The sequence below is a fragment of the Paenibacillus sp. LRG-1 genome (assembly GCF_057220305.1).
Genome location: NZ_CM170126.1, coordinates 2,207,275 through 2,221,174, shown reverse-complemented (window position 1 = coordinate 2,221,174; position 13,900 = coordinate 2,207,275). Strand labels below are relative to the sequence as shown.

The following is a 13,900-nucleotide window of genomic DNA, read 5'->3' as shown; positions in this document are numbered from 1 at the left end:
CAGGCAGCTGATATGCGTATCCTATGACTTTCCGCTTACCGGGCTTTCATGGCAAATCGCACGGAAGCCATTTCATCCAGCTCGTTCTGCTCGCGCAGGAGCATTTCCTGTTGGAATTTCACGTTGGCCTTCTCTCTCGCTTTCAGCCAAACCTGTTCATCCAGCATTTTATCGGTCAAAACGGTTTGTTTGCTTTGCACATTTTGCTGCGCATATTGAACATCCCTATGCTTGCGTGTAATACATTGGTCCAGATGATTAACATAAGCCTGTAATTCCTGAATAGTAGAGAGTGGCGCGCAATCCTCGGCAGCCTTTTGAATGGCTGATATGACCCGATTCCTTTCGCCTACAAGCTGTGTTAATGTCTGCTCCTCAGCCTGCAATTGTCCGACAGCACTGGAAAGCAACCATTCGGCCTGTGACTTTTCGTTGGTTTTCAAGTCTACAACTTTCTGAAAGGAATACTGAAATCTCATCGTTCAACCTTCATCTCCTCGTAAATTCAGAAATCAAACGCTCCCTTACCTCGTCCAGCTCAGCCTTTTCATCTGTTCTTTGTCTTGTAAAATCCCATATATCCCGTATACGCTCCATGGATTCGTCAATTTCTGCATTTGAACCCTGCTGATAGGCCCCGATATTAATCAGGTCCTCCGAATCTTTGTAGACGGCCATCAAGCGCTTAATGTTCTCGGCAGCGTCTATCTGATCTCGTGGTGCGATATCCTTCATAACCCGGCTAATACTCGCTAACACATCAATTGCGGGAAAATGTCCTTTGTTCGCAATCCCACGATTCAAGACAATGTGTCCATCCAAAATCCCGCGCACCGCATCCGCGATGGGCTCGTTCATATCATCACCATCGACCAGTACCGTATAAAAAGCGGTTATGGAGCCAGTAGGACCTGTCCCTGCACGTTCTAGAAGCTTAGGTAGACTAGCAAACACGGAAGGTGTGTACCCTCTCATTGCTGGCGGCTCCCCTACGGCTAGTCCCACTTCACGTTGGGCCATCGCATACCGGGTAACTGAATCCATCATCAGCATGACATTTAACCCGCGATCCCGAAAATATTCCGCGATCGTCGTTGCAATAAGTGCACCCTTAATACGGATTAACGCAGGCTGGTCGGAAGTTGCCACAATGACCACGGAACGTTCTAGTCCCTCCGGACCTAAATCCCGTTCAATAAAGTCCAGCACCTCGCGTCCACGTTCCCCGATCAAGGCAATTACATTCACATCAGCTTCCGTATTACGAGCAATCATTCCCATCAAGGTACTTTTACCTACACCCGAACCTGCAAAAATACCAACCCGTTGTCCTTTACCGATAGTAAGCAACCCGTCGATAGCGCGCACCCCGATACTGATTGGTTCCTGCACACGCGGACGATTCAGCGGATTGGACGGAATATTGAAGGTTGAATATCTCGCCATTCGAGAGGGAATCAATGAGCCATCCAGAGGCTGACCCAATCCGTCCAGCACTTTGCCTAACAGCTCCGACCCGACCTGCACATTCAACGGTTTCCCTGTTCCTACAACATCACAACCGGGGCCAATGGATTGCAGTTCTCCAAGTGGCATCAGAAGCACTTTATTGTCCCTGAAGCCTACGACCTCCGCTTGCAACGGCTTTGCCGTTTTACCCGGATAAATGTAACAAACATCCCCGATACTGGCGTCTGGACCTTCCGATTCAACCATCAGGCCGATAACCTGCGTAACCTTGCCATTTACCCGAACAGGGTCCAGCTGGCGCAAATGATCCATGTAGCGCTGCGCATTAAGCCCCTTCATGTCTTCGCTCCTCATTCTCATGTGCCAGACGCAATAATTCCTTTTTGATCTCAGCTAATTGCGTATCAATCCGCGCATCCACACTTCCAAAGGAAGAACGGATAACACAACCGCGATCTTTCACGGTACCATCAGGAATAATTTGCAGTTCTGCCTGCGAATCGACAGTTAATGACAATTCTTCTCGCGCACCTTGCACAAATGCGAAATGCTGAGGCGACACACACAATGTAATGGTTCCTTTTTCCCGCTTACGAGCCAAATTTTTACGAATTAATTCAATCGTGTATTCAGGCTCAAGGCTAAGCTGTTTCTCAATGACCTTCTCAGCAATAGCACTACTCAGTTCAACCAGGAAAGGCTCAGCTTCCTGAATCAGTTGTTCCTTGATCTCATAGGCCTGACGCAGAATATCCTGTGCTTCTTCCATCATCTGCTCTGATTTCGTCTGGAGCTCGGCCTCAGCCAGCTTCTGACCTTCTTCATATCCTTGCTGAAACCCATCAGCTTTTAACGACTGAGTTAACTGCTCGTCATGCTCGCGTCGTTCCTGCCACCAGGCTTCAATCTGCTGCTGTGCCTCCTGAAGCATCCGTTCCGCTTCTTCAGCTGCGTCGCGAACCTGACGTTCGGCAAAATCCTTAGCATCATTCAGCATTTCATCCCGCAGCCGTTCAGCCTCGTGATCTCGCTGAGGCTCCGGCTCCGTATATTCAGTTGTGATTTCTTCATCCGTCGTTTCTGGCGCATACGTATGTGCCACATCAATTGTTTTCAAAGCCTCTACAGGAACATATTGGAAAGATTTAATCAAGTTAGACAATGATGTCATCTCCTCCGCCGCGTGCGATTATAATCTCACCGGCCTCTTCCAATCTGCGGATCGTCGATACGATACGTGTCTGTGCTTCTTCCACATCACGCAACCGCACCGGTCCCATGTACTCCATTTCCTCTTTGAAGGTTTCTGCCATACGTTTCGACATATTTCGGAAAATCACATCGCGTACTTCTTCACTGGACACTTTAAGCGCCAATTGCAAATCTGCATTGTCGATATCGCGGATAATGCGCTGAATGGAACGGTTGTCCACATTGACGATATCCTCGAACACGAACATTCTTTTCTTGATTTCCTCAGCCAGTTCTGGATCTTGAATTTCAAGCGAGTCGAGAATCGTACGTTCGGTTCCGCGGTCTACGCCATTCAAAATCTGAACAATGGACTCGATACCGCCCGCATTCGTGTAATCCTGCGTTGCGGTTGCAGACAGCTTTTGCTCCAACACTCGTTCCACCTGGGAAATAACTTCCGGAGATGTACTGTCCATGACAGCGACACGCCGGGCCACATCTGCCTGTTTTTCCTGTGGCAGAGACGACAGAATTGCAGCCGCCTGCTCGAATTGCAAGTACGAAAGCACGAGAGCAATCGTTTGCGGATTCTCATTCTGTATAAAATTCAATATCTGGTTTGGATCAGCCTTGCGGGCAAAATCGAAGGGTCTTACCTGTAACGTCGCTGTTAGACGGTTAATGACCTCAACTGCTTTTTGCGATCCGAGTGCTTTTTCCAATATTTCTTTAGCGTAATTAATACCGCCTTGGGAAATGTACTCCTGAGCCAAACAAATTTGATGAAACTCGGCCATGATGGAGTCCTTCTCAATGGCATCGACCTTCCGCACATTGGCAATTTCCAATGTAAGTTGCTCGATCTCCTCATCACGCAAATGCTTGAATATTTGAGCAGATACCTCTGGTCCCATTGTGATCAGAAGTATAGCCGCTTTCTGTCTTCCCGTTAAACCTTGACTGCTTGCCTTTGCCAATGAACTCACCTCTATTCGTCAGCCAGCCATGTACGAAGCAGATTGACGAATTCGTCGGGTTTCTTTTTCGCCAGACTTTCAAGCTGTTTACGCACTTGACTTTCATTTGTCACACTTTCCATGGTAATAGACGGGAACTCCGTCGGCGTTGGCATGAGTTGCAATTCTTCATCCAACTCTTCTTCCTGATTACGACGACCGCGTACGATGAGGAAGATTACACCCGCCAGCAGTGCCAGAACAGCAGCTCCGATGCCCCATAGCCAAGGGTTGGAAGCTGAGAAGAATGTATTCGTGCTCGCAGGCGCCGGAACAGCTTGTGAGAACACTGAAACCTTCTTAGCCAAATCAGCGTCTGTAATAGTAGTACCAGAATTCGCTAACGACGCTCTTACAATATTAACCAAAATATTTTGAATTGCTGTCTGAGTTGCAGTATCCAACGTTTGCTGACCTGTTGGTGGTTCAACTGCTACATTAATGGTTAAATCTTTTACAGTGTACGGACTTTGGATAATATCCCTTGCAATTCGGTTAACTTCGTAGTTAATCGTACTTGAACTCTTATCTGAGCTGGTATTGCCGGAATTAGCTCCTCCAGGATAGCCTGGAACATCCTGTGTTCCTGTTCCTGCAACTCCTCCGGTTTGTCCACTACTGCCCGTATAGCTTTCCTGAATTTGTTGGGCGCTAATTTCAATACCCTTCATTTTCGTTTGATCAACAGGTGTGACCATTTGTTCCTTTGATGTTACTTTGTCGAAATTTAGCTGGGACATAACCAGCACATTTACCTTGTCGTCTCCAACAATTTTCGACAAAAATTGTTGAACATTATTCCTTACATCGCTCTCAAACTTCTTCTGTAGAGCCATGTTTTCCTGAACACCACTAGTGAGCCCACCTTGGCCGCCCTTGGCCGTTGGAATCAACTCATATTCCTTATTGGTGATCGTAATGTTTTCCACTGGCAGATTCGGTACGGCCGTTTTTACCAGATTAAAATATCCGTCGATCGCTTGCTGATTTGGAGTAAAGCCAGGCTCGAATTCCATTTGAATCGAAGCGGAGGCTTTGTCCTTTTCTTCAAGTCCGGCAAAAATGTTTTCCTTTGGCATATTAATGACAGCTTTGGAGCTTTGGACACCATCCATCCGTTCCAACAGTTGCTGTATTTCGCCGTTCAATGCATTATTGTACTTCACATTGAACTCGTTCTCCGTCATACCAATGGCAGAGGAGGACTGGTCAAAAGCACTCATGCCGATTGAACCCTTCTGAATCAGGCCTTGAGACCCAACATCTACCTTCGCCTTATCCGCATTAGCGGTTGGAACTGAGATTTGTGTCCCACCAGCATTAAGTTGATACGGTATACCCGCAGAATCGAGATATTTAATGACTCCGGCTGCATCGTTAGCATTTAAATCTCGGAAAGCCACTTCATACTCGGTTTTAGTAAACTGCATCGTTAGCACTACAACGGCGATAATGATGAATGCTAATGTCGAAACAAGTAATATCTTCTGTTTTTTGCTGAAATTATTCCAATACCCGGAAATCTTATCCCGATATTGGGCGATTCTCTCGTTCACTCCGTCACCCCATCCGAAACTTTGCTAAACCCTCTTTACATCTGTGTACGCATGATCTCCTGATAGGCTTCGATCGCTTTGTTTCGGACCTGTGTAGTAAGCTGCAGGGAAAGCAGCGCTTGTTGGGAAGTGATCATGACCTGATCTACATCAACTTTGCCTGCCATGAATTGGTCGGACATCTGGTGCGTAGCGGCTTCCTGCTGCCCTACTTCATTGAGAGCATCCTTTAGGAAGGAACCAAAATCCTTCAAGGATTCGGAAGGCGTCGCTTTCGTCAACTCATTGTTAGGCGATTGAATCTGCTGTATTACCGGTGTCTGTACATTAAACATGGCGTTCTGAATCATGTTTTACTCTCCCTATTAAGTAGTTAGTAGTCCTAGAACTTAGCGACCGATTTCAAGCGCTTTGGAAACCATAGCCTTTGATGCATTCAGAGCTGTTACATTGGCTTCGTATGAGCGTGTTGCGGAAATCATGTCGACCATTTCTTTCATAATGTCTACATTAGGCATATATACATAGCCATCTTTATCAGCGTCCGGGTGACCCGGATTGTACACAGGCTTCAAAGGTGACTGATCTTCCTGAATTTGCGAAACCTTAACGCCAGCAGCGCTTGTGCTACTTCCTTCCATTTGAGCCTTTAAAACATCGGCAAAGCCAGATTGGTTCGGCTCCAAAACAACCGTTTTTCTCCGATATGGAACTGCTTGTCCATTCTCTACTTTCGCCCGAGTTGTCTCTGCGTTGGCAATGTTGCTAGATATAACGTCCATCCGCAACCGTTGGGCCGTAAGAGCAGATGCACTAATATCAAAGCCGTTGTTAATCTTCACCTAGTCCTATCTCCCTTCTACCGCTGTTCTCATCATTTTGATGCGCTCATTAATTTCTTGGATGTAGGTATTATATCTTAGTTGATTTTCAGCCATAAGACTCATTTCTCTGTCGATATCTACGTTGTTCATATTGTTATTCATGACTGAGTACCCATCTTTGGTGACCGTGGCATCTGGAATGGAGTTCACAGGTCCTATTTGAAAATGTCTTGAATTGGTTACTTTTCCACGTAGTGGTGTGACATCACCGTCCATTTGCTGCTGAAGCAGTTCTTCAAATGAAACCTCCGAACGCTTAAAATACGGGGTATCCGCATTGGATATATTGTCCGCCATCACACGTTGTCTCGTATTTGCCGCCTGTACACCTGCCTGAAGCTTTTGAAAGCTCATATCACCCAGCAGATTCATTTAGCTCCTCCCTCCCAGCGTCTACTCCAAAGTAAGATTCAATAAAACAAGATTTTTCACTTTTTTTCGACAATAAAATTTCATAATTATACATTTCTTTTAGGTCTTAAGTAGAAAATAATAACTTTCTGTCATATATTCTAAGTTTCGTAGAGTTGGGACCTAATTACAATAAGAAAAAAGCCCTATCTTTTTTAAAAAAGAGGGCTTTAGATGCATAAAATGTTAAATTTTTCAGGTTTATTTCAAGAAAATGAATGTTTTCTTAGCACTTTACACCTGTAAAAGATTATACGTCCTACTTTTGGAATAGACAGAAAAATCATCAACTTGACCATTATCTAGGTCTAAACGACGGTGCAAGATAGTGTTATTCTGGACCACACACCCTATTTTTAGAAACCCTATTCATAAAATATACTGACTAAGGTCCCTGTTTTGGGCAATATCTCCCAGCTTCTCACGTACATATTCCGGGGTAATGATCATACGATCCAATGTAAGCTCTGGTGCTTCAAACGACAGATCCTCCAGCAGCTTTTCTAGAATGGTATGCAAACGACGTGCGCCAATATTTTCGGTGTTGCGATTTACAGACTCAGCAATGCTGGCAATCTCACGGATCGCTTCCGCAGAAAATTCGACTTCAATCTCCTCAGTACGGAGTAGATCAGTGTATTGCTTGGTCAGCGCATTTTTAGGCTCCGTCAGTATCGACACAAACTCATCCAAAGTCAGGCTACTTAATTCCACACGGATTGGAAAACGGCCCTGAAGCTCAGGGATCAGGTCAGATGGTTTTGCAACATGAAAAGCACCTGCAGCAATAAACAGAATGTAATCTGTTCTTACCGGACCGTATTTGGTCATGATGGTAGATCCCTCGACAATAGGTAAAATATCGCGCTGGACGCCTTCTCTCGACACATCGGGGCCGCTCCCCTTACCCTGGCTGGCAATCTTATCTATTTCATCAATAAAAATAATACCGGATTGCTCAGCACGCTTCACAGACTCCTGAATCACATCATCCATATCGATCAATTTGGCAGCTTCATCTTGAATTAGCACCTTGCGAGCTTCCTTGACTGGTAGCTTGCGCTTCTTCGTCCGCTTGGGCAGAAAACTTCCGAACATCTCCTGCATATTCATACCCATTTGTTCATTCCCTTGCCCAGCAAACATATCGAGCATATTGGGTGCAGTATCCTCCACATCAATCTCTATAACATCATCCTCAAGCTTACCAGACAACAGATCGAATTTAACCTTACGGCGCTTTTCTGCCAAAGATCCATCCTGTTGTGGTGGTTCTTCTTCTACCGAAGTTCCCGTGTTATTGCCAAATAGCATTTCAAAGGGATTACGTTGCGATTTGTTTGACTTTTCTGCAGGTACAAGGATGCTGACAATCCGTTCATTTGCCATGTCTTCCGCTTTGTCCTTCACATTCTCTGTTCGTTCCGTCTTAACGATGCGAATAGAGGTTTCCATCAGATCACGCACCATGGATTCCACATCACGACCGACGTAACCCACTTCTGTAAATTTGGTCGCCTCTACCTTGACAAAAGGAGCCCCCACGAGCCGTGCAAGTCTACGTGCAATTTCAGTTTTACCCACACCTGTTGGTCCGATCATCAAAATATTTTTAGGCACAATTTCATCCCGGATATCATCCGGTAGCTTACTACGCCGATAACGGTTACGCAAGGCAACAGCAACAGATTTTTTAGCTTCCTTTTGTCCGACAATATACTTATCCAGCTCGGATACCACTTGTCTGGGCGTCAACGATTGATTATTCATTTTGCACTCCTCCACCCTTGAATACTCAGAGCCGATTTACAGTTCTTCCACGATAATCTGATTGTTCGTATACACACATATTTCCGAAGCAACCTCTAGCGCTTCCCGTGCCATGTCCTTTGCTTCCATGCCAGAGCCATGGCGTTTGAAAGCACGGGCAGCCGCCAATGCAAAATTACCACCTGAGCCAATCGCAAGCACATCATCATCCGGCTCGATAATTTCGCCGCCTCCAGAAATGAGCAGCATTCCGGATGAGTCCATCACAATCATGAGCGCTTCCAGCTTGCGCAGAATACGATCCTGACGCCAGTCCTTGGCCAGTTCCACGGCTGCTCTTTGAAGATTTCCGTGGTGTTCCTCTAGCTTATTTTCGAACTTTTCAAATAACGTGATAGCATCTGCCACCGAACCCGCAAATCCCGCAACGACCTGACCACGATACAATCTGCGCACTTTTTTTGCCGTCTGCTTCATTACAACACTGTTGCCGAACGTTACCTGTCCATCACCCGCAATAGCTCCTTTGCCATTGTGGCGTACAGCGCAGATGGTGGTAGCATGAAAGGACATATCCATAACGCGCTCCTCCTTTTCCTTCATCCTTATGCCTGTACTTCAGCTGACATAACTCCCGTTTCGTTGATATAACCATGCAAACTTTCCAGCGCGCGATTAGCGAGAGCTTCATTTTTTTCCTTTTTGTTACGAATCCGTTTCTCCAACTTTGGAAGCAAACCAAAATTTGCATTCATCGGTTGAAAATGCTTAAAATCAGCGGTCGTAATATACCGCGCCATGCTGCCTAATGTCGTTTCTGCAGGAAATACAAACATTTCCTGTCCACGCGCTGCTCGTGCCGCATTCATCCCGGCCAGCAGACCAGAAGCCGCCGACTCCACATATCCCTCTACACCGGTCATTTGTCCGGCGAAGAATAGATTACTTCTTCCCTTGAACTGATAGGTTGGATGAAGTTGCTGCGGAGAATTAATAAAGGTATTGCGATGCATCACACCGTAACGAACAAACTCTGCCTCTTCAAGACCCGGAATCATTGAAAATACACGCTTTTGCTCCCCCCATTTGAGGTGAGTCTGGAAACCAACCAGATTATACAACGTTCCTGCGGCGTTATCCTGCCGAAGCTGAACAACTGCGTGGGGCAGTTCACCTGTATGTGGATTTACGAGACCCACAGGTTTCATCGGTCCGAACAATGCCGTTTGTTTCCCACGTTGCATCATCACTTCGATGGGCATACAGCCTTCGAAATAAATTTCTTTTTCGAATTCCTTGACTTGCGCTACCTCAGCCGTAATCAGAGCCTCATAAAAAGCATCAAATTCCGCTTCGTTCATCGGACAATTCAAGTACGCTGCTTCTCCCTTATCATAACGGGAAGCCAGATAAACCTTGCTCATGTCGATAGAGTCCTTTTCTACAATCGGGGCTGCCGCATCGTAAAAATAAAAATACTCCTCTCCCATCAGCGATTTAATCTGTTCCGACAAAGCTGGAGAAGTTAAAGGCCCCGTCGCAATGACCACAATACCGTCCTGTGGGATTTCCTGAAGCTCTTCATTAACAACCTCGATCAAAGGGTGTTGATGAAGCGTATCAGTAATATGACCGGAAAATCCGTCACGATCCACTGCCAATGCACCGCCAGCCGGAACAGCATGACGATCTGCTGCACTCAGAATCAAGGAGTTCAGTATTCTCATCTCTTCCTTCAGTACGCCTACTGCATTCGTTAGGCCGTTTGCCCGCAAGGAATTACTGCATACCAGTTCGGCAAATTTATCTGTATGATGTGCTGGTGTTTTTACAACCGGCCTCATTTCATATAACTTAACTGGCACTCCACGGCTTGCAATTTGCCAGGCAGCTTCGCTGCCCGCCAAACCTGCTCCGATGACCGTTACCTTTTGTAGTTCACTCACGTTTAAATCCCCCTGCTATTGTTGTTCTTAAGAAGTCTCTACGCTCTCATCGCTCTCTTCCAGCATTTCGCTGTGATCGCAGACAGTACAGTTGAGCTTCGTTCCTTGTTTTGTACGTTTTTCGACCATTAGGCTACTGCAACTTGGGCAAGGCTTAATGGACGGTTTATCCCAGGAAACAAAATCACATTCCGGGTAGCGGTCACATCCATAGAAGACACGTCCCTTTTTACTCCGTCGTTCGACGACATGACCCTCACCGCATGTAGGACAATTAATCCCGATATCCTTAACAATTGGCTTTGTGTTACGGCAATCTGGAAAAGCAGAACAGGCCAGGAATTTACCAAATCGGCCAAGCTTATACACCATTTGGCTGCCACACTTATCACAAATGACATCGGATACTTCATCTTTTATTTCAATTTCTTTCATTTCTTCTTCAGCCACTTCAAGTCGCTTCTCGAATGACTCGTAAAAGTCACTCAACACCTTGACCCAATTACCTTCGCCTTCTTCGACGTGGTCAAGATCACCTTCCATATTAGCTGTAAACTCCACATTCAGAATCTCTGGGAAGAACTCCTCCATCTGTTCGATGACCAATTCGCCCAGCTCTGTAGGGAAAAACTTCTTCTCTTCAATAGCAACGTACCCACGTTTCTGAATGGTTTCCAGCGTTGGTGCATACGTACTTGGACGTCCTATACCCAGTTCTTCCAGCGTCTTCACCAGTCGCGCTTCCGTATAACGGGGAGGCGGTTGTGTAAAATGCTGCTTCGGCTCAACCGCTTCTTTTTTTAATTTATCGCCTGGATGAAGTGGTGGCAGCAGTTTATCTTCTTCGGTTTTACCGTCGTCATTTCCCTCTACATACACTTTCATGAAACCTGGAAAACGGACCTTAGAACCTGCTGCCCGGAATATCGTCTCACCCGCTTCAATATCTACGGACAAAGTATCCATAATAGCAGAAGCCATCTGGCTGGCCATGAAACGTTCCCATACCAATTTGTACAAACGGAACTGATCCCGACTCATAAACGGCTTAACTGTTTCCGGATCGCGTAACGCAGAGGTTGGACGAATCGCTTCATGCGCATCCTGGGCGTTGGCCGCTTTTTTTGAATATTGACGAGGAGTTTCAGGTACAAAAGCTTCGCCATATTTTTGAATAATTAATTCTTTCGCTTCCTCTTGAGCTGAAGCGGCGATCCGTGTGGAATCCGTACGCATATACGTAATCAGACCCACGGTCCCTTCTTTACCTAAATCCACACCCTCATATAGCTGCTGAGCTACAGACATCGTTTTAGATGCACGGAAGTTGAGCTTCCGAGCCGCCTCCTGCTGCAAGGAACTTGTTGTGAATGGAGGAGAAGGATTGCGTAAACGCTCTTTCTCTTTAACATCGCGTACCTTGTAGGACGATTTTCCGATAGCTTCTAACACTTCTTGTACATCCGCTTCGCTAGAGAGTTCTTTCTTTTCACCGCGCAGCTTATGAAATTTCGCTTCAAAGGTACTGTCTTTAATAGCTAGTTTAGCTGTAATCGTCCAGTATTCTTCCGGTACAAACTCATTGATCTCGTTTTCCCGGTCCAAAATAATTTTCACCGCAACCGACTGCACACGCCCAGCGGATAGGCCCTTTTTCACCTTTTTCCAGAGCAACGGGCTGATTTTGTAGCCAACAAGTCGATCCAGTATCCGTCGTGCCTGCTGAGCATTGACCAAATCCATATTGATTTTACGGGGTGTTTTAAAAGCATCTTTGACAGCCTGCTTCGTAATTTCATTAAATACAACACGGCAATCTGCTGTATCGTCCAGTTCCAGCGCATGCGCCAGATGCCAGGCAATAGCTTCACCTTCGCGATCCGGGTCAGCCGCCAGATATACTTTTTTTACTTTTTTTCGGGCATCCTTTAATTCTTTTAGAATTGAGCCTTTACCTCGAATGGTAATGTATTTGGGATTAAAATCATTTTCGACCTCTACGCCGATCTGACTCTTCGGTAAATCCCTGATATGACCCATGGAAGCCTTGACGATATATTTGCTGCCTAAGTATTTGCCGATCGTCTTCGCCTTGGAAGGCGATTCCACGATGACGAGTGAATCCGCCATAGGCTCTTCCTCCTCTCAATTACACACATGAATATGATAGACTTCCTGAAATGTGGTGAGTTATGACGCGATAGAGAGCTTCACAGATTGGTCATTCTTCCGGATCGCTGAGATTCTTCAGAAAAATTCCATCTGCTCCGCTGCTGCGAGTCATAATGTCAACACATTTCAGGAAGTGGGGAAGGAGTAGGAATCCGCGACGCGGATGAATGCCATACTGCCCTCCACCTGATGTTTAAAATTGAATTTGTGCATTTACTAACTAAGGACTTTGCAAAAACAACTACTAAATAAGCTTGTATTTTGTGCCCGCTAGCTGGGCGATCCTTTTTTTTATGATTAACGATAACAGAACTGCGTGTAAAAGTCCAAAATCCCATGCCGTAGCATCAAGCAGTTCATCCAGTGTCATGGTTCCCTGTTCAAGCAACAGTATGACACGGTTTTCCTCAGAAGTCTCACTTTCTGGCACTTTGGAGACCTCCTTCAGATTAAGACTCTGCTCTCTATTGTATGAAGAAACCTCCCTTGTACGCAAATCTGCTTCATACTCCTCAATAATATCCGAAGCTTCAGTGACCGTTTTTGCCCCTTGCTTAATCAAGCTCAGCGTACCTCTACTCTTCGGTGACGTAATGGGTCCGGGAACAGCAAACACATCTCGATTTGCCTCCAGTGCAGCATCAGCGGTAATCAAGGAGCCGCTTCTTGCATCTGCTTCGACAACAAGCGTTCCCTTCGTTAGACCGGCTATAATCCGATTACGTTGTGGAAACATTCCTGGATGCGACCTTGTGCCTGGAGGATACTCTGATAAGATCAAGCCATTGCTAGCCATCTCTGCAAATAAAGACGCATTTTGGGGAGGATAAATTTGATCAATCGCTGTTCCCAGTACACCAATCGTGTTTCCTCCCCGGCGCAGGGCTGTTTCGTGACAAATACTGTCAATCCCTCTCGCCAATCCGCTAACGATTGTAATCCCTGCATTACATAATCCCTCTGTTAGTATCTCCGCTGCTCTACGTCCATAAGCGGTGGGAACGCGGGTTCCTACCATGGCTATAGAACATGTATGCAAAAGTGATTTATCCCCTTTTGTATACATTACCCAAGGTGGGTCAACTGTTTCCTTCATTAATAGGGGATAATCCTCGTCCACATAAGTTACCGTTCCAATATCACAGGATTGAACTCGCTGATATCGTTCATGCACCCATTCTTCATCATAACACTGAGCCGCAATGCGTGCCTGAGCAGGGCTTAACCCTATCTCGATCCACTTCTGTTCGCTAAAATGCAGTAGCTCATGCAATTGATAGTCACTCGACCAAATACGCTGAATTGTTTTTCTTCCGATTCCCTCTAACTCATGTAAGCCTAACAAAAGCCATCTTTCTTCCAAACTATGGTTCCCCCATTCACGGAAGAGTGAACCCTCCCTTATTTTGTGGCACAATGAATCATTTTGCAAGCGTTTCCCTGACAAGCCTGTCTTAACGCAAAAAAGCAACCTTTTCATC

The 13,900-nt window shown here is 45.9% G+C and carries 13 protein-coding genes; all 13 read right to left on the bottom strand.

Features of this window, described 5'->3' with window-relative positions:
* Positions 1-35: 35 nt before the first annotated feature.
* Positions 36-479, bottom strand: coding sequence for a flagellar export protein FliJ (fliJ, locus tag ACUUJN_RS10000; protein ID WP_013309890.1), 444 nt, complete (start codon positions 477-479; stop codon positions 36-38).
* 10 nt (positions 480-489) lie between these two features.
* Positions 490-1,809, bottom strand: coding sequence for a flagellar protein export ATPase FliI (gene fliI / locus ACUUJN_RS09995; protein WP_013309889.1), 1,320 nt, complete (start codon positions 1,807-1,809; stop codon positions 490-492).
* On the bottom strand, positions 1,796-2,632 hold the full coding sequence (locus ACUUJN_RS09990; protein ID WP_023988188.1) for a FliH/SctL family protein: 837 nt from the start codon (positions 2,630-2,632) through the stop codon (positions 1,796-1,798). Before ACUUJN_RS09990 ends, fliI begins: the two co-directional genes overlap by 14 nt.
* A complete protein-coding gene (gene fliG, locus ACUUJN_RS09985; protein WP_013370674.1) occupies positions 2,625-3,641 on the bottom strand; it encodes a flagellar motor switch protein FliG in 1,017 nt (338 codons plus the stop codon). The genes ACUUJN_RS09990 and fliG overlap by 8 nt, the downstream gene beginning before the upstream one ends.
* Before the next feature lie 11 nt (positions 3,642-3,652).
* Complete coding sequence (gene fliF / locus ACUUJN_RS09980) at positions 3,653-5,236, bottom strand: flagellar basal-body MS-ring/collar protein FliF (protein ID WP_023988187.1); 1,584 nt, start codon at positions 5,234-5,236, stop codon at positions 3,653-3,655.
* A 35-nt stretch (positions 5,237-5,271) separates the two neighbouring features.
* Entirely contained in the window at positions 5,272-5,586 is a 315-nt protein-coding gene (gene fliE / locus ACUUJN_RS09975; protein WP_007430020.1) for a flagellar hook-basal body complex protein FliE, read from the bottom strand.
* 39 nt (positions 5,587-5,625) lie between these two features.
* The gene (flgC, locus tag ACUUJN_RS09970) at positions 5,626-6,078 is read right to left on the bottom strand and encodes a flagellar basal body rod protein FlgC (RefSeq protein ID WP_013309884.1); all 453 of its coding nucleotides are present in this window, start codon (positions 6,076-6,078) and stop codon (positions 5,626-5,628) included.
* 6 nt (positions 6,079-6,084) lie between these two features.
* On the bottom strand, positions 6,085-6,492 hold the full coding sequence (gene flgB, locus ACUUJN_RS09965; RefSeq protein ID WP_013309883.1) for a flagellar basal body rod protein FlgB: 408 nt from the start codon (positions 6,490-6,492) through the stop codon (positions 6,085-6,087).
* 408 nt (positions 6,493-6,900) lie between these two features.
* Entirely contained in the window at positions 6,901-8,301 is a 1,401-nt protein-coding gene (gene hslU, locus ACUUJN_RS09960; RefSeq protein ID WP_023988186.1) for an ATP-dependent protease ATPase subunit HslU, read from the bottom strand.
* A 36-nt stretch (positions 8,302-8,337) separates the two neighbouring features.
* Entirely contained in the window at positions 8,338-8,880 is a 543-nt protein-coding gene (hslV, locus tag ACUUJN_RS09955) for an ATP-dependent protease subunit HslV (RefSeq protein ID WP_013309881.1), read from the bottom strand.
* 26 nt (positions 8,881-8,906) lie between these two features.
* On the bottom strand, positions 8,907-10,247 hold the full coding sequence (trmFO, locus tag ACUUJN_RS09950) for an FADH(2)-oxidizing methylenetetrahydrofolate--tRNA-(uracil(54)-C(5))-methyltransferase TrmFO (RefSeq protein WP_023988185.1): 1,341 nt from the start codon (positions 10,245-10,247) through the stop codon (positions 8,907-8,909).
* Between the two features lie 27 nt (positions 10,248-10,274).
* A complete protein-coding gene (gene topA, locus ACUUJN_RS09945) occupies positions 10,275-12,377 on the bottom strand; it encodes a type I DNA topoisomerase (protein ID WP_053325254.1) in 2,103 nt (700 codons plus the stop codon).
* A gap of 286 nt (positions 12,378-12,663) precedes the next feature.
* A complete protein-coding gene (gene dprA / locus ACUUJN_RS09940; protein WP_484669550.1) occupies positions 12,664-13,782 on the bottom strand; it encodes a DNA-processing protein DprA in 1,119 nt (372 codons plus the stop codon).
* Positions 13,783-13,900 lie beyond the last annotated feature (118 nt).